Source organism: Arthrobacter sp. JDC6 (assembly GCF_056484025.1).
In genome coordinates this window covers 3,008,705-3,029,259 of record NZ_CM151278.1, presented here as the reverse complement: position 1 = coordinate 3,029,259, position 20,555 = coordinate 3,008,705, and the positions used below count along the sequence as shown (strand labels likewise).

The following is a 20,555-nucleotide window of genomic DNA, read 5'->3' as shown; positions in this document are numbered from 1 at the left end:
CAACAACGAAGGCACACCCCTATGTCTGACCGCACGTCCAGCGGCGCCCCGCTGACCCGGCTCGCGGAGCGTCTCCGGCAACCCTTCCACCGGAACGGCCGCCCCACCCGGCTGCACCCCGCGGCCGTATGGTCCGAAGCCAGCAGCACCGCCCTCCTCGCCCTGGCACCCGCCGGGCGGGCTGTCCGGGACACCTGGCTGAGGTACGCCTGGCCGGTGCTGTCCGTGGTCAGCATCCTGGGGTGGTCCGTCCTGGCCGCTGCCATCCTGCTGTGGGCCACAGGCCAGGCCTTCGGTTGGCAGGAAGCCACGGCAGCGTCCATTGCCGCCTTCGCCATGTTCGTGATCGCGGTGGCCTTCATCCTCGGCAGGTCCTCCTACGGCGTGGTGCTGGACCTTGCCCGCACGAGGGTGGCGGTGGGGGACAGCGCCGTCGGCAGCATTGCCGTCTCCAACACGTCGGCCCGGCCGCTGCTGCCGGCCGCGCTGGAACTGCCGGTGGGCAGCACCACGGCGGTCTTCCACCTGCCCCGGATGAAGCCCGGACAGGTCCATGAGGACCTGTTCACCATCCCCACCGCCCGGCGCGCCGTCATCGTGGTGGGACCGGTCCGCTCCGTCCGGGCCGACCCCCTGCACCTGCTGCGCCGCCAGGTCCTCTGGACCGAGCCGGAGGACCTCTTCGTCCACCCGCGCACCGTTGCCCTGGCCGGTTCCGCCGCAGGCTTCATCCGCGACCTCGAGGGCATGCCCACCACGGACCTGTCCAGCGCCGACGTCTCCTTCCACGCCCTGCGCGACTACGTGCCCGGGGATGACCGCAGGCACATCCACTGGAAGACCACGGCCCGGACCAACAAGCTGATGGTGCGCCAGTTCGAGGAAACCCGCCGCGCCCACCTGGCCATCTCGCTGTCCATTAACACGGACGAATACGCTTCCGACAACGAGTTCGAGATGGCCATCTCGGTGGCCGCCTCCATCGGCCGGCAGGCAATCCGCGAACAGCGGGAACTGGATGTGCTCACGCAAAAAGGACCCCTGCGCTGCGAAACCGGCCGCAACATGCTTGATGACATGACCCGGATCGTCGGCACCCCGATGCGCCGCACCGCCGTCGACCTTGCCAGGACCCTGGCCGACACGGTGCCCAACGCCTCCGTCGTGTTCTTCGTGGTGGGCAGCAATGTGACGGCAAGCCAGCTCCGTTCCGCTGCAGCCTCCGTCCCGCCCGGCGTCCGAAGCCTGGCGGTCCGGGTGGAAACCGGCGCCGCCCCCTCCAGGGCCAACATCGCAGACCTCACTGTCCTGACGCTCGGCGACCTGGCCGACCTTGCCATCGTGCTGAGAAAGGCTGCCGCATGAGCACCGCACCCGGCCATTCGCCACAAAGCGGTTCCCCGCAAACCCGTACCCGCCGCAAGGCCGCCACCCCGGATTCGGCCTTTGCGGACGGCCAGCCGGCCTGGCATTTCCTGATCGATGCCGGAGCCTTGGTGGTCCTGCTGGGCCTGGGCCTGCTCGGATTCGGTTTGAGCTTCGGCGGCGACCCGTACTACCTCCTGTCCGGGTTCGGCGGCATCATCCTTGGCCTGGGCATCGGCGCGGCGAACGCCCACCTGCGACTGGGGCTGCTGATCACCACCGCCCTGGCCCTGGCCGTCTACCTGGTGTTCGGAACCTTGCTGGCGGTGCCGGACGCCGCCGTCGCCGGATTCGTCCCCACCCTGGATTCGCTGCGGACCCTGCTCCTGGGCGTCGTCTTCGCCTGGAAGGACATGCTGACGGTGGGGGTGCCGGTGGGAACCGCCGGCGGCGTGCTCATCGTCCCCTTCCTAAGTTCGCTGGTCCTGGCACTCGTGGCAGCGCTCCTTACCTGGCGGGCAAGGAGCCCCTACCTACCGCTCCTGCCGGTACTGGTCCTGTTCGTCACGGGCATCGCATTCAGCACCAACGCCGCGTTCCTGACCCTGGAACGCGGCATCGGCCTGACCGTCCTCGGCATCGCCTGGGCAACCTTCCGCCGGGACGCCCTGCGCCGGAACAGCACCCGCCGGGTAGCGGTGAACAGCCCCCAGGCGGACAGTGCCACCGCACGCCGCGCCAGGATCCGCCGGCTGGGCATGGCCGCGGGGGTGATTGCCGCCAGCGTGGGAATCACCGCGGTGGCCGCGCCAATGGTCAGCGCCGGCGATGACCGGAAGGTCCTCCGCAACGTGGTGGTACCGCCGTTCGATCCCAAGGACTACATCACCCCCCTGGCCAGTTTCCGGAGCTACGTCAAGGACAAGAAGGACGACACCCTGTTCGTCGTCAAAGGCCTCCCGCGGGACGGCCGGGTGCGCCTTGGCGCCCTGGATGCCTTCAACGGCACCAACTACAACATGGACCCCAACGGTTCGGGCAACTTCAGCAAGGTGGGCGACGCCAAGTCGATCAACACCCTGGCCGACGCATCCGGGGTAGTGCCCACCAACGACTACTCGATCAGCATCAACGTGGAGGACTACCAGGGCTTCTTCGTCCCCGGCGGGCGGAAGACCACGGGCATCAGCTTTGACCAGTCCGGCTCGGCTGCGGCTGCCGGCCTCTACTTCAACCCCGGAACGGACACCGCCGTCACCACCAGCGGATTGTCCCGCGGCGACTCCTACACCGTCCAGGTGTCCGACCCCGCCAAACTCGAGCACGGGCAGCTGACACAGTACGACTTCGCGAAGGTCTCCCTTCCCGACCCCCTGGAAGTTCCGCCGGTGGTGGGCTCCCAGGCCAACGACCTGTCCGCCGACGCGCCCACGGCCATCGACCGGGTGCGCCAGATCGAGGCGCACTTCCAGAAGACGGGGGCCTTCAGCAACGGTTTGGTCAGCGAGGGGCAGCTCCCCAGCGTCTCCGGCCACGGTTCAGCCCGGATCCGCAACCTGCTGACCGCCAAGCAGATGCTCGGCGACGATGAACAGTACGCGGTGGCCATGTCCCTGATGCTCCGGCACCTGGGCATCCCGTCCCGCGTGGTGATGGGTTTCTACCCTGAGCCAACCAGCCCGGAGAACGGTGCGGGTGAGGTGAAGATCACCGGAAAGGACGTCCACGCCTGGGTGGAGGTCGCGTTTGAACGCGTGGGCTGGGTCAGCTTCGACCCCACCCCGCCAAAGGACAACATCCCCATTCCGCCGGACCCCGAGAACAAGTCCAAGCCCAAGCCGCAGGTGCTGCAGCCGCCGCCCCCGCCGCAGGAGCCCGCGGACCTGCCGCCGGACTCCTCACCCGACGCCTTGGACGCGGACCAGAAAAAGAACAATCCCTGGCTGTTCTGGGGCGCCCTCCTGGGCGCGCTGGGCGTCGCCGCCATCCCGCTGGTGATCCTGGGTCTGCCGCTGTTGCTGATCGCCTTGTTGAAGGCACGACGGCGGAAGTCCCGTTTCCGGGACGGCCATCCCGCCCAGCGCGTGGGCGGGGGCTGGAACGAGGTGGTGAGCCTGGCAACCGACCTGGGTGCCGCCGTCGACACCCGTTCGACACGGCGGGAAAGCGCTGCGGTCCTGGCCGATGCCTTCCCGGCGACCCAGGGGACCACCACCATGCTGGCGCGCCGGGCCGACGCCTCGATCTTCGGCGCCGGGGAACCAACCGAAGAGGATGTCCGCGAGTACTGGACCATCGTTGATGGTTCCCTCAAGGAGATGACCTCCGGGATGGGGTTCTGGCGGCGACAGCAGGCACGGTTCTCGCCGCGTTCGCTGCTTGGCGACGCCCGGGCCGCGATGAACGCAGGCAAGGGCGCCAGCCTGCGCGGCGGCCGGGTGTCGCTGCCGGCGGTATCCGGGTTCATCGCTGCCCGCCGCCGTCGTGCCTCCGGCAGTGCCGGCGCACCGCCTGTTCAGCAAGGGCCTGTTCAGCAAGGACCCAACCAGCAAGGACCCAACCAGCAAGGACCCAACCAGCAAGGACCCAACCAGCAAGGACCCGGCCAGCAGTGACCTTCGATCCCGAACGCTGCCCGCGCTGCCGGCAGCCCGTCCCCGCGGGTGCCACGTTCTGCACTGCCTGCGGCGCGCCGCTGCCCAACAGGGCGGCGCGCCGCCCCCGCACCCCGGACCTGCCGGCGGACCAAGCAAGGAGCGATCCCGGGGAAGCGTGCCCCGCGCACTCGTCCGGGATTCCCGGTACTATCCCGGTAGTAGAAAGGCCCCCGGCGCAGCCGGCGGGCACCGCATTGACGGGCACCGCGCAAGCGGGCACCTTGCATACGGGTACCGTGCCGGGCAGGACCGGCGGTTCCACAAGGGTGGGGGCCGCTCCAGGGGGAGGAACGGGAATGGCAGTGAACCTTCAGCTTGTTCCGGCTGCGGCAGGCAAGCGGCTTGGCGCTGCCGTCATTGATTGGCTGCCTGGGGTGGCGGTGCTGGTGGTGACGTTTGCCATCGGATTCGCCGGGATTACCCGCACCAGAAGCGGTGGCTTCATTGTCTATGACACGTCCTCTCTGGTGCTCTTTGGCGGCATCGGCCTTGGCCTGACCCTGGGTTACCTCTTCGTGGTGCTCGGGCTGGAAGCACGCACCGGCAAAACGCCCGGGAACCTTCTGATGGGCATCCGCAGCGCGGACCAGGACGGTTACGCTCCCGGCGCCGGCGCCGTGTTCCTGCGTGGCCTCATCACCGGAGCAGGCATCCTGTTGGCCGTGCTGGCCGCGGTGCTGGTGGTGGTCTTCAAGTGGTTTGACGCCGCCCTGCCCATCCTTGGCCCGCTGCTCCTGGTGGGTGGCGCGTGGGCCGTGCTGGTGGTGGTTTCCAGCCGGTGGGACAGGGACGGCGGGCTGCGGGGCTGGAATGACACCGCCGCCAAGACCCTGGTGTTCGATGTCAAGGCGGGCCGCGATCCCATCACCACCGGTGGCATCCAAGGGCCTTACAGCTTCGCGCCCCTGGACCTGCCGCCCGTGCAGCAGGTCCTGTCGCCGGTGGCCGGCGCCAACGTGGCCCAAACTCCCGGACACGCAGCCCCCGGACACCCAGCCCCCGCACACCAAGCCCCCGTACACGCAGCCCCCCATGCCCCTCTGCAAACTCCTGCGGCGCAACCTCCGGCAGCTCCGGCTCCGGCACCCCAGGCACCTTCGCCGTCGGCCGCCCTGCCGTCGCAGACCTTGCCCTACAGCCCACCTGCCTCCTTCGCGCCGCCGCCCGCCGCCGGCCACCGGATGCCCCCGCCGCATGTGGACGACGACGTCGAACGCACCCAGGTGCGGCCCGGAACCGGCGGCCCCGCCCCTGTGGCCGTCCTCCGTATCCGCCTGGACGACGGCCGCGACTTCCAGCTGGACCGCAGCGTCCTGGTGGGCCGGAACCCGGTGGGGCAGGCCGGGGAACAGCAGGCCCAGCTGTTGGCTGTGGATGACCCCGGCCGTTCGATCTCCAAGACGCACCTGCACCTGCTCACCGACGGCGCGGGCATCTGGGTGACGGACCGCCAGTCAACCAATGGAAGCGCCGTCACCACCCCGGACGGCCTGCGCACCCCCTTGGTGCCGGGCGTCCCCACGTTTGTTACCCCGGGATCCAGCGTGCACTTTGGAGACCGTACCTTTTACCTAGGACAGGCATGAACCAGCACCCCGCCAGTGTTTCCACCATCCAGCCGGGGCCGGGACTCAGCCTCGGCTACGGCTACGGAACGGACAGGGGACTCCGCCGGGAGTTGAACGAGGATTCGTATATCGCCGCCGATCCCGTCTTCGCCGTCGCTGACGGCATGGGCGGCCATGAAGCCGGCGAAATCGCCAGCGGCCTGTGCGTGCGGGCCCTGGCCGGGATTCCCCAGGTGGCCACGGGGGAGCGGAGCATCACCGCTGCCGTCCTCCAGCAGTACCTGGTGCGTGCGGACAACTCGATCCGTGAGGCCACCGGAGCCCGTGCCGGCACCACCCTTACCGGTGCTGTCGTGGTGGAACAGATGGGCATGCCGTACTGGCTGGTGGTGAACATCGGCGATTCCCGCACGTACCGGCTCAGCCAGGGACGGTTCGAGCAGATCAGCGTCGACCACTCGGAGGTCCAGGAACTCGTGGACGCGGGCGAAATCACCGCCCAGGAGGCCACCGTCCACCCGCGGCGGCACGTGGTCACCCGGGCCCTGGGCACGGGCGACGAGACGGAAGCGGACTACTGGCTCCTTCCCGTGGAGGAAGGCGACCGCGTCCTGGTCTGCTCCGACGGCCTGACGGGGGAACTGGCAGACGATGACATCCTGCGGATCCTCAGCAGCGTGGCGGATCCGCAGGAGGCGGTGGACGCCCTGATCCAGGCCGCCCTGCGCAGCGGCGGCCGGGACAACGTCACGGCCATCGTGGTGGACGCCAGGAACGTTTCGAACGACGACGGCGCTGGCACCACCGCGCCCCGCCTCACCTCCGCTGACGGGGACGAAGTGACCCTGCCGCGGCCGCAGGCATCCGAAGCCGTGACGCAGCCCCTGCCCGCACCGGTGGAGGAGACCGCGGACCACAACGGGGAGCCGGACGATGACCGCCGCTAGCTACATCCCCGGCACCTGGCTGGGCATTGTCAGGTCCCGCACCGCAGTCCTCCTGGGCCCCGGGTCGCCCGCGGAACTCGCAGGCGCATTGTGGGAACTCCTGGCCGGCCGGCCTGAGCCGCACGAGATCCTCGCCGCCGTGACCAGCACTTCCGGCGGATCCCTCACCCGCATCCCATCCTTCGGCATCCTGGATTTCAACGGATCCCTGCGGGTTTTCCTGCGGGGCGACATCGACCTCACCGTCGAACAGCCCGGGGGAGCCGTGGACCTCGACGGCCGGGACGTGACCACCTGGAACGAACGCAAATTCGTGGTCCCCGGCACGTGCCGGGTGGCGATTGCGGCTGGGACCACCGGTACCGCCGGGCTCGCCACCGAACAACCCGAGCTGCCGCTCGGTGAGGGCGTGGTGCTGCTGCAGTCCCTGACCCTGGGCGCACGCTCCGGCCCGGCTGCGGTCGATGCTCCGGCCGCAGCGGATGCTGTTGCACCGGCGGAAACTTCCGGCAGCGACGAGGCTTCTGCTGCTCCCGCCGGCCACGCCCCGGCTGACCTGCGGGAGCCGGACGTTCCGGACGAGGCGGAAGACCTGCCCGAAACCACGCTCCTGCCCGGGCATGCAGCCTCGGCCGAAACGGTGCTGGGGGTCATCGAAGAGGACGTTGATGAACGCCCGGCCGACGGGGTGGTCGATCCAGCGGAAGCCGCACACGCCCACGCCCGGGATGCCCATGACCCCGATGCCACTATTGCCCCGGATTTCATTATTGGTGTCGACGGGGAGCGTGGTGTCGACGGTGAGATTGGTGCCGGCGGGGATCGCGGCGCTGAGGGAGAAGCTGTGGGGAATGCTTCAGGTGAGCCCGCCCCAATTGAGGTGCCGGAGACAGGCTTCGCCGGCGTTGCCCCCACCGGAGCCGGCGCCGGTCCCGCAGCGGAGATGACGACGTCCTATGACCATCTCTGGGACCGCACCGTCATGCGGCACATCGAAGACGCTGCCGTGCGTGAGGACCCTGACGACGATTCCGGCCAGGTGTCCCCGCAGCAACGCCCGGCCCTGCCGGCAGCCGAACCCCTGCCCGCCCTCCGCAGCCCGGAGGCCCCGGCCCCGGATGTGCCGGCAGCCGGTTCCGGGACTGCGACAGAGACTGACGGCCGGCATCAGCCCACACCTGGCGCCGGACTTGAAGTGGGATCCAGTGCCGGTACAACTGGGGAGCCGTCAGGCCGGCCCCGTCCTGCCTCCGCCGGCGTCCTCATCGACTCCGTCCCGTGGCGCACGGGGGGAGCTACGCCGGCCCACGACGCCCCTGGCTTCACCCCGCCGCCAAACCACGGCACGCCACTGGCTCCACCGGCATCCGGGGCACCTGCGCCCGTCGTACCGGCGCCTGCTGTATCCGGCACCGGCACCGGCACCGGTTTCGACCCCGACCACGATGGCCAGACGGTGATGAAAAGCAGCCTGCCGGGAACCGCGTCCGGTCCGGCAACAAACGCGCCGGCCGTCCAGCAGGACCCCGCCAATGGACCAATGGTGCTGGCCCGCGTCTGCGCCCAGGGCCACGCCAACCCACCCACACGTGCCCTCTGCAGCGCCTGCGGGGCTGCCCTGCTGCCGGATGCCGTGCAGGTGGCCCGTCCCAGGCTGGGCCGCATGCGCCTGTCCACCGGCGAACTGCTGGACCTCGACCAGTCGATGGTCATCGGCAGGCAGCCGTCAGTGTCCCGGGTGCAGGGCGGCGTGATGCCGCGGCTCGTCCAGGTGGCAAGCCCCGGCGGCGACATTTCCCGGTCCCACGTCGAGGTGCGGCTTGAGGGCTGGCACGTGATGCTCTGCGACCTCAAGGCCACCAACGGCACTGTCTTGGTCCGCGAAGGCCAACCGCCGCGCCGCCTGGCCCAGAACGAGATGGCCATCCTGCTCGACGGCGACATCGCGGAGCTGGGCGACAATATCTCACTGCGTTTTGAGGAGATTCCTTGAGTTCCAAACGGCCCGTTGCGCCGCCGCCCCGCATCCAGGGCTTCACCTACATCAGCCTGCTCGGCTCCGGCGGGTTCTCCGACGTCTACCTGTACGAACAGGACAGGCCGCGCCGGAAAGTCGCCGTCAAGGTGCTGCTCTCGGACCTCAAGACCGAGGGCGCGCGGCGGCGGTTCGAGTCCGAGGCCAACCTCATGGCCCAGCTGTCCTCGCACCCATACATCGTCACCATTTTCGAAGCGGAAGTCACCGATGACGGGCACTCCTACCTGGCCATGGAGTACTGCTCCCGGCCCAGCCTGGACGTGCGTTACCGGCGGCAGCGCTTCAGCGTTGACGAGGTCCTGGCGGTCGGCATCCAGGTGGCCTCCGCCGTCGAAACCGCCCACCGCGCCGGCATCGCCCACCGCGACATCAAGCCCGCCAACATCCTGGTAACGGACTACAACCGTCCGGCCCTCACCGACTTCGGCATCTCCGGCACCCTGGCCGGGGATTCTGATGACGATTCGGGCATGTCCATTCCCTGGTCCCCGCCCGAACAGTTCCGGGACGGCGGCGTTGACGGCGTCATGGTGGACGTGTGGGCCCTCGGCGCCACGCTGTACACCCTGCTGGCCGGACGTTCACCCTTCGTGATGCCGGGCGCGGACAACTCGCAGCGCGAACTGATCAACCGGATCAGCAACATGGCGCTGCCGCGGCTGGGCCGTGCCGATGTGCCGGAATCACTGGAACTGGCCCTGGCAACCGCCATGGCCAAATCGCCCCAGTCCCGGTACTCCTCGGCCCACGCCTTCGCCCTGGCCCTGCAGCGCATCCAGGCCGAGCTCAACCTTTCCGTCACGCCCTTCGAGGTCCTGGAGGAGCCGCAGCAGGAGGAGGGCCACCCGGACGACGGCACCGAGGAGACGCGCGTCCGCAGCATTGCTGCCATCGATCCGGAGCGGACCGGCAGCGCACCCACGTTCCCTGCCCGCACCCGCCCCAACCCGACCGGCACCGGGACTGACGCGACGGGGCCCGGGGGCGGCGCCCTCCCGCCGTCGCACTTTGCTCCCGCCAGCCCCAGCCAATGGCAGCCTGCCCCGGCAGTGCCGCAGATTCCGGCCCGCACCACGTGGGCGGCGGCCACCGGGGCGGCTGCTCCGGCGGCAGCCACGGACGACGGCGCCGGCCAGGGGGAGTGGGCGCAGTCCACCGTCCTGCGTGGCAGCACAGGGACGGCCAACTACGGTGCACCCGTCACGGGCACAGGAGGAACACAGGACACGGGCTACACCGTGGACGCAACAGTCCAGCGGGCGGTGAAGGCGGACGAGCCGCAAGCGGCTCCGAAGGCCGACCACGGCAAACGCAACCTCTGGCTCGCAATCGCCGGCGGCACCCTCCTGGTATTGGCGGCTGTGGTGGGCATCGTGGTGGCCAACACGGCGATAGGCACCCCCAAGGCGGTGGAAACCCAGCAGGCCAGCAAACCCCCTGCGGACGCCCTGGACAGTGGCACCGTGCCCGATGTCGAAGGCCTGGCCGGAACGGTCGACACCAACGGCGAGGCATCCTTCTACTGGAACAACCCCGACCCCAAGCCGGGCGATACCTACAAATGGAGGGTCTATACCATCGGTGGGGGCGGCGACTACCAATCCATCGCGCAGGCGCCCGTCCGGCTCAGGCCCAACCCGTCGGGGCAAACCTGCATCCAGGTCATGATCGTCCGCTCGGACGGTGCGTTCTCACCGCTGGGGTCCGGTTCCATCGCCTGCACCGGCCAATGAACGTCCCGCACTGCCGGTTTCACGGCAACACCACCACTCCGACTACCGCAACAGTTCTGCCTTGAGGAGGCACAGATCATGGGGGATCTAGCAATAGATTTCTGTGGCGAATGGTACGAGCCATCGGATGAGGACATCTTCAACATCGGCCGTGAAGGCGACCTTGAGGTGGACGACAACCCGTACCTGCACCGGCAGTTCCTGCAGGTCGCCCGCTACGACGGCATCTGGTGGCTGAGCAACGTGGGCAGCATGCTCTCCGCCACCGTGGCTGACGCCTCCGGCGGCATGCAGGCCTGGCTGTCACCCGGAGCGCGGATTCCGCTGGTGTTCAGCCACACCAATGTCATCTTCACGGCGGGGCCCACCACCTACGAGTTCGCCGTGCACGTGAAGACGCCGTCCTTCCGGCAGGAAGCCCGCGAAGAAGCCGGCAACGGGGACACCACCATCGGCCCCGTGGTCTTCACGGACGCGCAGAAGGCGCTGATCGTGGCGCTCGCCGAGCCTGTGCTCCGGCGTGAGGGCACCGGTTTCAGCACCATCCCGTCCTCCGCGGCGGCCGCCAAGACCCTGGGATGGGCACTGACGCGCTTCAACCGCAAGCTGGACAACGTCTGCGACAAGCTGGACCGGGTGGGCGTGGCGGGACTGCGCGGCGGCGGCGGCAAGCTGGCAACCAACCGCCGGGCACGCCTGGTTGAACACGCCGTCACCACCCACCTGGTGACACCCGATGACCTGTACCTGCTGGAGAAGATGAGGGGCGTGGACGAAGGATGAGGATCCGGCTGACACTCCGCCGCGAACCCGCCGACGCCAAGGACCTGGCCGTCACGGTGGACGGCATGGCCACCGTGGCCGACATCGCCACCGTGCTGTGGACGGCGGACCCCGCCCGCAAAGGCACCCCGGCGCCGGACAACCTTTCGCTGCGGATCGATGAAGCGTTCGTGGGTGCCGGCATCAGCGGGAACATCCTGGCCCGGGAGGACAACCTCCTCGAATCAGGCCTGCGCCCCGGCTCGGTGGTATCGCTGGCCCAGGTCAGTGGGCAGTTCCACGAACCCGGGGCCAACCGGGGACCGGCCGCCGCAACCCTGCGCGTGTTGTCAGGGCCCGACGCCGGGCGCGAATTCTCGCTGCCCACCGGCACCAGCTACATTGGCCGGGACCGGGACGTGGACATCCGCCTGACGGATCCGCTGACCTCCAAACGGCACGCCCGGATCACGGTAGGCGAAGGCATCGAGATCGTTGACACCAACTCCGCCAACGGCCTCCTGATGGACGGGCTGCCCGTCACTAGGGCCACGCTGAACTCCTCCGACACGGTGACCCTGGGTGACACCACCGTCACCGTGGTGCCGCTGGGCCACAACCATGCGGCAGCGCCGACGTCGCCCCTGGTGGACTTCAACCGCTCCCCGCGGGTGGTGCCCCGCTTCGACGTCCCCAAGCGGGTTCTTCCTGCCGGGCCCAAGCGCCCCGAGGACCATCCCTTCCCCTACATCATGCTGGTGGCACCGCTGATGATGGGCGCGGTCATTTTCGCGGTCACGCAGAACGTGCTCTCCATGGTGTTCATGCTGATGATGCCCCTGTTCATCGTGGGCCACCACGTGGACCAGACAATGCGGACCCGGAAGCAGCAGAAGGAGCAGCTCAAGCAGTTCCGCGCCGCCATGGCCGCATTCCGGCAGGACCTTACGGAGCTGCAGCAGGTGGAACGGGCGGTCCGGCTGCAGGAAGCGCCGTCCGTAAGCGACACGGTGGACGCGATTTACAAGCTGGGGCCGCTGCTGTGGACGCACCGGCCGGAACACCCGTCGTTCCTCGGCCTGCGGTTCGGGCTGGGGACCGCCCCGTCCCGCATCCCGTTGGAAGAGCCCTCCAGCAACGACACCGAGGTCCAGTACAGCCGCGAAATCCAGGACTGCATCAAGCAGTTCAGCGGGATCGAAGGCGTCCCCGTGGTGTCCCAGCTGCGCACCTCCGGCGCGCTGGGGATCGCCGGCGCCCGCGGCCTGGTGGACGACGTGGCCCGTGGCATGGTGCTGCAGCTGGTGGGACTGCATTCCCCGGCCGAGGTGGTCCTCACCGCCATCACGTCCGCCCAGTCGCGGGAGCGCTGGAACTGGCTGCAGTGGCTGCCGCACGTAGTCTCGGGCCACAGCCCGCTGGGCGGGGACCACCTTGCCGCGGGGTCGGCCGGCGGCTCCTCACTGCTGGCCCGCCTCGAGGACCTGGTCGACGCCCGGGAGGCGGCGGCCAAACGGTCAGGCCCGGACCTGCGCCCCGGCATCGACCCCGTGAAGCATGAGCCCGAAGAGCCGGTCCTTCCCTCCGTGCTGGTCATCGTGGAGGACGACGCCCCCGTGGACCGCGGCCGCCTGACCCGGCTGGCCGAACGCGGTCCCGACTCCGGCGTGCACATCCTGTGGGTGGCCACTGACATCCAGTCACTCCCGGCTGCCTGCCGTGACTTCATGGTGGTGGACGGCGACCATGGCACCACCACCGGCCAGGTCCGGCTGGGCCGCCACACCTACCCGGTCAGCTGCGAGAGCGTGGACGCGGAGCTCGCAGCACAGCTGGCCCGGATGCTGGCGCCCGTGGTTGACGTGGGCAAGCCGGTCAATGACGATTCCGACCTGCCCCGCGCGGTGTCCTATGCGGCCCTGATCGGCAAGGACTTCCTGGACAATCCGCAGGCCGTGGTGGAGCGCTGGACGGAAAACAACTCCCTGCACGCCACCGCCGTGGCCAACCGCAAGGACAACGGAACCCTCAGGGCGCTGGTGGGATCCAAGGGTATCGAGCCGCTGTACCTGGACCTGAAGAACGAAGGACCGCACGCCCTGGTGGGCGGCACCACCGGTGCCGGCAAGTCCGAGTTCCTGCAGTCGTGGGTCATGGGCATGGCTGCGGCCTACAGCCCGGACCGGGTCAGCTTCCTTTTCGTGGACTACAAGGGCGGAGCGGCGTTTGCCGACTGCATCAACCTTCCACACACGGTGGGCCTGGTCACGGACCTTTCCCCGCACCTGGTGCGGCGGGCCCTCACATCCCTGCGCGCGGAGCTGCACTACCGCGAGCAGCTGTTGAACCGGAAGAAGGCCAAGGACCTGCTGGCCCTGCAGCGGGAGGCGGATCCGGAGGCCCCGCCGTACCTGGTGATCATCGTGGACGAGTTCGCCGCGCTGGCCAACGACGTGCCCGAATTCGTGGACGGGGTGGTGGACGTCGCCGCCCGCGGCCGTTCCCTGGGCCTGCACCTCATCCTGGCCACCCAGCGGCCGGCGGGCGTCATCAAGGACAACCTGCGCGCCAACACCAACCTGCGGGTGGCGCTGCGCATGGCCGACGAGGACGACGCCACCGACATCCTGGGGGTGCCGGATGCTGCCTACTTCGACCCCGCCATCCCGGGCCGCGGTGCCGCCAAGACCGGGCCCGGACGGATCCAGGGATTCCAGACCGGCTACGCCGGCGGCTGGACCACGGATAAACCGCAGCGCCCCCAGATCGACATCGTGGAGATGGCCTTCGGCTCCGGTCCCAGCTGGGAAGCGCCGGCACCCGAAAAGCCTGCGGCCCCGGAACCGGCCGGTCCCAATGACATCGCCAGGATGACCTCCACCATCGTGCACGCGGCGGACACCCTGGCCATCCGGCCGCCGCGGAAACCATGGCTGGACGAGCTGGCCAAGACCTACGACTTCTCCAAGTTGCCCAACCCCCGCACCGACGAACAGCTGCTGCTGGGCGTCGCGGACGACCCCGTCCACCAGGACCAGCCCACCGTCTTCTACGAGCCTGACCGCGACGGCAACATGGCCATCTACGGCACCGGTGGTTCCGGCAAGTCCGCCGCCCTGCGCGGCATCGCGATTGCCGCGGCCGTCACCCCGCGCGGCGGCCCCGTCCACGTCTACGGCATCGACTGCGGCTCTTCCGGGCTGCGGATGCTTGAGGAGCTTCCGCACGTGGGGGAGATCATCAATGGCGACGACGTCGAACGCGTCGGGCGGTTGCTGCGCCTCCTCCGGGACATCGCCGAGCTGCGTTCCGCGCAGTTCGCCGAGGTGCGCGCCTCCACCATCGTGGAGTACCGGAGGCTGGCCAACCGGCCGGACGAGAAGCGGATCTTCGTGCTGGTGGACGGCATGTCAGCCTTCCGCGAGGCGTACGAGCACAGCAAGCTTTCCGGGCTCTGGGACATCTTCCTGCAGCTGGCCACGGACGGCCGGACCCTGGGCATCCACCTGGTGGTGACCGGGGACCGGCCCAACGCCGTCCCCGCGTCCCTGCTCGCCTCCATCCAGCGCCGCCTGGTCCTGCGCCTGTCCTCTGAGGACGACTACATTTCCATGGATGTTCCCAGGGATGTCCTCACGGCCACGTCGCCCCCGGGCCGTGGGCTGCTGGACGGGCTTGAAGTCCAGCTGGCCGTCCTGGGCGGCAATTCGAACCTGGCCCTGCAGGCCCGCGAGGTCCATAAGCTCAGCGAAGCCATGCAGCGTCAGGGCCTGGAAACCGCCCCGGGCATTGAGCGGCTCCCCGAGCAGGTGGACCTGGATGTCCTGCCGGCAGGCAGCCCCGACCTGCCCGTTATTGGAGTGGACGACGAGTCCCTGCAACCGGCCGAACTCATGGCGCGCGGACCGTTGCTCCTGGCCGGGCCGCCGGGCTCGGGGCGCACCGTGGCGCTGGTCACCCTGGCCTACGCGCTGCGCCGGTCCAATCCCGCCACGGAACTGGTCTACCTCGGGTCCCGCCGGTCCGCCGTCGCGTCCCTTCCCATCTGGAACCGCGCCGTGGTGGGCCCGGACGACGTCGCCGAAGTGGTGGAGGACCTGGTGGAGCACTCCACCGGAAACCCTGGCACCGTGGCCTTCTTCATCGAGGGCCTCACCGAGTTCACCGACACCATCGCCGAGTCAGGAATGGCGCAGCTGGTGACGGCGTCCCTCAAAGCAGACCAATGGGTCATCGGCGAGTCCGAATCCTCCACCTGGTCCTCCGCCTGGCAGCTTGCCCAGCCCTTCAAATCGGGCCGCCGCGGCCTGCTGCTGAGCCCGGGGGATATTGAGGGCGACAGCCTGCTCAACACGTCCCTGGGCCGGGTCAGCCCGGACTTCATTCCGGGCCGCGGGTACGTGGTGGGGCGGGGCAAGGCACGGAAAATCCAGGTGGCGCTCCCGCCCGAAAACCGGGACTGAACAGCGCCGATGAATGCGGGGGCCGCGATCCGTCGGGATTTGCGGCCCCGCAGGACGTTGTAGAAGACTACCGGGGACACCAGAAAGCCGCGGTGGGGGGACTGCGCGCATCGAAAGGTAGCAATGACCCCGTCCGCCCCGATCCTCCGCACTGTTTCGACGACGGCATCAGCAGCTGTCCTTGCCCTGGCCCTCGGCTTGTTCCCCTCCGGTCCCGCGCTGGCTGCAACCGCGGACCCCTCTCCGACGGCAGGCACCCAGGCCCCACCAGACTGCGGTCTTGTCTGCGTGCCCATCCTTGCCGACAACCCCGACCCCGGCCGGCCCCGCAAATCCAAGGAGGCTGCCCAGCCGCCGGCCCAACCGGCGCCACCCGCCGAGCCTCCCGCCCAGCCACTCCAGCCGCAGCCAACGGAGCCAGCCGCGCAGCCGCAGGCAGGCACTCCCGAACCGGCCGGGCCTCCCGCCACGGCAGCGGAACTCCCGGATGGGTCCGCCACCGGAACCACGTCACCCGCTGCCGGCTACCGGCCGCCGACCGGCCCCTCCAGCGGGGTGGACTGGAACAGCCCGGTCAACCGGACTGCCGGGCCTGCCCGGATGGCTGCCGCTGCTGCCCCTGCCCGTGACGAGGGCCCCGGCGGACCTGCGCTCCTGCCCATCGCCCTTGGAGCGCTGCTGGTGGGCGTTTCCGCTCGCGCCTTCGCCTGGTGGAACCGAAACCGGAACCGGCTGCGCTCGCACTGACAGCGTTCACGCCGCCCTGCCCGCTGGCTGTCGCAGGTGTAAGGCAAGATAGGTCTGTGAGCACAGGACCAGGACCCGCAGAACAGACCGCCACCCGAACCGCGGAACCACACGAGCCCGAAGCCGTTCCCACCGAAGCCATCCGCGAGGAATACGAAAACCTCGCGGACCTGGTGCGGAAGTACCGGTTCGCGTACTACCAGGAGGACGCACCCCTGGTTTCGGACGCCGAGTTCGACACCCTCTTCCGCCGCCTCGAGGAGATCGAGGCGCTGCACCCGGAACTGGTGGCCAACGACTCGCCAACGCAGGAAGTGGGCGGCGAAGTATCCGCCGCCTTCGCGCCCGTGGAGCACCTGCAGCGGATGTACAGCCTGGAAGACGTCTTCTCGCTGGACGAGCTTGAGGCCTGGCTCAACCGGGCCGAGGCCAGCATCGAAAAAATCGGGGACGGCGGCACCAAGGCAGCCTGGCTTACCGAACTCAAGATCGATGGCCTTGCTGTCAACCTCCTGTACCGCGACGGCAGACTGGTGCGGGCTGCCACCCGCGGCGATGGAACCACGGGCGAGGACATCACCCACAACCTGCTCACCATCAAGGAAATCCCGCAGGAACTGCGCGGCAGCGGTTTCCCCGCCGAAATGGAGGTGCGCGGGGAGGTCTTCATCCCCTCCAAGGCGTTCGCGGAGTTCAACGAGGCCCTGATCGAAGCCGGCAAGGCACCGCTGGCCAATCCCCGCAACGCGGCCGCCGGCTCCCTGCGGCAGAAGGACCCCGCGGAGACGGCCAAGCGGCCGCTGAAGATGTTCGTCCACGGCATCGGCGCCCGCGAGGGGCTCGCGGCCGGCAGCCAGTCGGAAACATACGGGCTGCTCAAGGAGTGGGGCCTGCCGGTCAGCCCGTACTTCGAGGTGCTGGAGACCAGGGAAGACGTCCTTGGCTTCATCAAGCGCTACGGGGACCAGCGCCACAAGCTGCTCCACGAAATCGACGGCATCGTGATCAAGGTGGACGACTTTGCCACCCAGCGGGCCCTGGGCAACACCACCCGCGTTCCGCGCTGGGCCGTGGCCTACAAGTACCCGCCGGAGGAAGTCCACACCAAGCTGCTGGACATCCAGGTCAACGTGGGCCGAACCGGCCGCGTCACCCCCTACGGGGTCATGGAGCCGGTCAAGGTGGCCGGCTCCACGGTGGAAATGGCCACCCTGCACAACCAGGACGTGGTCAAGGCCAAAGGCGTCAAGATCGGCGACATCGTGGTCCTGCGGAAGGCGGGCGACGTCATCCCCGAAATCGTGGGCCCGGTGCTGGCCCTCCGGGACCAGCAGGACCCGCCCGTGCGGGATTTCGTGATGCCCACCGAATGTCCATCCTGCGGTACTCCGCTGGCCCCGGCCAAGGAGGGGGACGTGGATGTCCGCTGCCCCAACGCCAGGTCCTGCCCGTCGCAGCTTCGTGAGCGGGTGTTCCACGTAGCGGGCCGTGGCGCCTTCGACATCGAGGCCCTGGGCTGGGAAGCGGCCATTGCGCTGACCCAGCCGGCCGAACCCGATGTTCCGCCCCTGGCCTCCGAAGCCGGACTGTTCGACCTCACCCCCGAGGACCTGGCCGGCGTCCGGATCCGGAGGGAGAAGAAAACCAAGGGCGTTCCCACCGGCGAGTACGAGCTGGTGCCGTACTTCTTCAGCAAGGGCACGGCCAAGTCGCCGTCCAGGCCCACCGCCACCACGCAGAAGCTGTTCAAGGAACTCGAAAAGGCCAAGACCCAGCCCCTGTGGCGGGTGCTGGTTGCCCTGTCCATCCGACACGTGGGCCCGCGGGCGTCCCGGGCCCTGGCCCAGGCGTTCGGCTCCATGGACCGCATCCGGGCAGCGTCGGAGCAGGAGCTGGCCCATGTGGACGGCGTGGGTCCCACCATCGCCGCCGCGCTGAAGGAATGGTTCGCGGAGGACTGGCATCTTGAAATCATCGACCGCTGGGCCGCCGCCGGGGTGCGCATGGAGGACGAACGGGACGAATCCATGCCGCGCACGCTCGAAGGGCTGACGGTGGTGGTCACCGGCTCGCTGCCCAACTTCAGCCGCGACGAGGCCAAGGAGGCCATCCTGCTCCGCGGCGGAAAGGCGGCCGGTTCCGTTTCGAAAAACACCAGTTACGTGGTGGCCGGCGAAAGTGCCGGCAGCAAGCTGGACAAAGCAGAGCAGCTGGGGATTCCAGTGCTGGACGAGGACGGGTTCCGGCAATTGCTCGACGGCGGCCCGGCAGCCCTGGGGGATGCGACAGCCCTGGGGGATGCGGCAGCGCCGGGAGCGGACGGGGACGCCAACGGGGAAGCGGCCGTACCGGCCGCAGTGGAGGAGAACGCATGACGTCCGCATCGGAACTGCTGGAGGTCGCCAAACAGGCAGCCGCTGCCGGTGCCAGGGTCCTTTCCGGCCGGGACGGCACCGCGCTGGACGCCAGCAACAAGGGGGCGGCCGGGGACTGGGTGACGGCCTTCGACGTCGCCGCCGAAAACGCGGTGCGGGACGTCATTGCCGCGGCCCGCCCGGGGGACAGCATCACCGGCGAGGAACAGGGCACCACCCGCCCCGCCGATCCCACCGGCTACCGCTGGTCCATCGACCCGCTGGACGGCACCACCAACTTCATCCGCAACATCGTCTACTACGCCACCTCCGTGGCTGTTGCCGACTCCGACGGCGCCTGGCTGGCCGGCGTGGTCAACGCCCCGGCGCTGGGCCGGATCTACTACGCCGCCCGCGGCCGGGGTGCCTGGCTGGAGGAGCGCGGAACCACCACCAGGCTTGAGGGCCCGGTCCCGGGCCGGACCGGGCAGATCCTGGCCACCGGATTCAGTTACGAACCCGGCATCCGCTCCCAGCAGGCTGCCGCCTTCGCCACCCTGATGGATGGGTTTGCCGATGTCCGCCGGCTTGGTTCCGCGGCCCTGGACCTGTGCATGGTGGCGGACGGAACGCATGACGCCTACGGCGAGAGGGGCCTGAACGAGCACGATTTCTCGGCCGGGGCGCTGATCGCAGAGGAAGCCGGCTGCTGGGTGCGCAGGCCACGCCTGACCAGCCCGCTCGACGGCGGTCCCACCGATGAGGAGCGGCTCGACGCCTGGACGTGCGCGGCCAGCCTGGAGCTGAGCGGCAAGTTTCCGCTCTAGGCGGCGCGGGAAGCCGGGCCGGCTCTGCAACACTGGCTCTGCAACACCGGCACTGCCCACTGGTACTGCACTGGTGCTGCTCACCGGTTCTGATAGTTCGATCACGGAAAGCGCGTTTCCGCCGGAACCGGGGCCGGGCCGCCACTACCATTGACGGGTGCAGCAGCAGCCAACCATCCGTCCCGCCGTCGAAGCCGACTTCCCGGCCATCGCCCGGATCACCGGCGACTCCTATCTCTCCGCAGGCTACTTCGACGACCCCGCCCATCCGTATATGGTCAAGATCATGGACGTTGCTGAACGGGCCCAACAGGCCACCATCTGGGTAGCCGAACGGGAGGGAACCGTCATCGGCTCCGTCACGCTGGCGCTCGCCGGGGAACCCTACGCGGACATTGCCCTGCCGGACGAGCTGGAATTCCGCATGCTGGTGGTGGACCCTGCCGTCCAGCGCAGCGGCGCCGGCCGGGCCATGGTGGGGGCAATCATCGATTATGCCCGTACCCTTCCGGGCATCCGCGCGGTGGCCCTGACCACGGGGAAAGACTGGGAAAGCGCGCACGGCCTGTACCGCAGGACCGGCTTCCACCGGGTGGCTGAACGGGACTGGTTCGTTCCCGGAACCGACACAAAACTGCTGGTTTACCGGCGCGACCTGTAGCAGCCCTACAGTGGTGGCGACCCATTCCAGCTTTGAAAGGCCACCCATGCGCAAAACCTTCGGCAGCGGATCCGTCTGGGAACAGACCCTCGGCTACTCCCGTGCCGTCCAGGTGGACAACACCCTCTACATTTCCGCAACCGCGGCAAGCGGTGACGACGGGATCGTGGGGGACGACTTCTACACCCAGACCCAGTACATCCTGCAGAAACTCGGCAAGGTCCTGGCCGACGCCGGCTTCGGCTACGAGGACGTGGTGCAGTCCAAGCTGTACCTGACGGACATCAGCAAATGGGAAGAGGCCGGCCGGGCGCACGGCGAGGTGTTCGGTGACATCCGCCCCACCCTCTCCCTGGTCCACGTGCTGCCGTTCCTGGATCCGAAGATGCTTGTCGAGATCGAACTCGTCGCCCAGAAAGCTGCCTGACGCTCT

13 protein-coding genes and 1 pseudogene are annotated in these 20,555 nt (G+C 69.0%); all 14 read left to right on the top strand.

Features of this window, described 5'->3' with window-relative positions; translation table 11 throughout:
- Positions 1-21 precede the first annotated feature (21 nt).
- Complete coding sequence (locus ACV095_RS14100; RefSeq protein ID WP_478222109.1) at positions 22-1,365, top strand: DUF58 domain-containing protein; 1,344 nt, start codon at positions 22-24, stop codon at positions 1,363-1,365.
- Complete coding sequence (locus tag ACV095_RS14095; RefSeq protein ID WP_478222108.1) at positions 1,362-3,980, top strand: transglutaminaseTgpA domain-containing protein; 2,619 nt, start codon at positions 1,362-1,364, stop codon at positions 3,978-3,980. The genes ACV095_RS14100 and ACV095_RS14095 overlap by 4 nt, the downstream gene beginning before the upstream one ends.
- Positions 3,977-4,033: pseudogene (locus ACV095_RS14090) on the top strand (hypothetical protein); the annotation flags it as partial. The gene ACV095_RS14095 and the pseudogene ACV095_RS14090, both read left to right, overlap by 4 nt.
- A 285-nt stretch (positions 4,034-4,318) precedes the next feature.
- Positions 4,319-5,608 (top strand): RDD family protein, encoded by a 1,290-nt coding sequence (locus tag ACV095_RS14085; RefSeq protein ID WP_478223457.1) that lies wholly within the window; start codon positions 4,319-4,321, stop codon positions 5,606-5,608.
- Positions 5,605-6,537 carry a PP2C family protein-serine/threonine phosphatase gene (locus tag ACV095_RS14080; RefSeq protein WP_018771881.1) on the top strand — a complete coding sequence of 311 codons (933 nt, stop codon included), beginning with the start codon at positions 5,605-5,607 and terminating at the stop codon, positions 6,535-6,537. The genes ACV095_RS14085 and ACV095_RS14080 overlap by 4 nt, the downstream gene beginning before the upstream one ends.
- A complete protein-coding gene (locus tag ACV095_RS14075; protein WP_478222107.1) occupies positions 6,524-8,530 on the top strand; it encodes an FHA domain-containing protein in 2,007 nt (668 codons plus the stop codon). Before ACV095_RS14080 ends, ACV095_RS14075 begins: the two co-directional genes overlap by 14 nt.
- Entirely contained in the window at positions 8,527-10,308 is a 1,782-nt protein-coding gene (locus ACV095_RS14070) for a serine/threonine-protein kinase (RefSeq protein WP_478222106.1), read from the top strand. The genes ACV095_RS14075 and ACV095_RS14070 overlap by 4 nt, the downstream gene beginning before the upstream one ends.
- Positions 10,309-10,386: 78 nt before the next feature.
- A complete protein-coding gene (locus tag ACV095_RS14065; RefSeq protein ID WP_018771884.1) occupies positions 10,387-11,091 on the top strand; it encodes a hypothetical protein in 705 nt (234 codons plus the stop codon).
- Complete coding sequence (locus tag ACV095_RS14060) at positions 11,088-15,533, top strand: FtsK/SpoIIIE domain-containing protein (RefSeq protein WP_478222105.1); 4,446 nt, start codon at positions 11,088-11,090, stop codon at positions 15,531-15,533. Before ACV095_RS14065 ends, ACV095_RS14060 begins: the two co-directional genes overlap by 4 nt.
- Positions 15,534-15,656: 123 nt before the next feature.
- A complete protein-coding gene (locus tag ACV095_RS14055; RefSeq protein WP_478222104.1) occupies positions 15,657-16,280 on the top strand; it encodes a hypothetical protein in 624 nt (207 codons plus the stop codon).
- Between the two features lie 56 nt (positions 16,281-16,336).
- Positions 16,337-18,655 carry an NAD-dependent DNA ligase LigA gene (gene ligA, locus ACV095_RS14050; RefSeq protein ID WP_442781112.1) on the top strand — a complete coding sequence of 773 codons (2,319 nt, stop codon included), beginning with the start codon at positions 16,337-16,339 and terminating at the stop codon, positions 18,653-18,655.
- Positions 18,652-19,461: an inositol monophosphatase family protein gene (locus ACV095_RS14045; protein WP_018771887.1), complete on the top strand. Its 810-nt coding sequence runs from the start codon at positions 18,652-18,654 to the stop codon at positions 19,459-19,461. Before ligA ends, ACV095_RS14045 begins: the two co-directional genes overlap by 4 nt.
- Positions 19,462-19,618: 157 nt before the next feature.
- Positions 19,619-20,122 carry a GNAT family N-acetyltransferase gene (locus ACV095_RS14040; protein WP_478222103.1) on the top strand — a complete coding sequence of 168 codons (504 nt, stop codon included), beginning with the start codon at positions 19,619-19,621 and terminating at the stop codon, positions 20,120-20,122.
- A gap of 46 nt (positions 20,123-20,168) precedes the next feature.
- The gene (locus ACV095_RS14035; protein WP_223994571.1) at positions 20,169-20,549 is read left to right on the top strand and encodes a RidA family protein; all 381 of its coding nucleotides are present in this window, start codon (positions 20,169-20,171) and stop codon (positions 20,547-20,549) included.
- Positions 20,550-20,555: the final 6 nt, after the last annotated feature.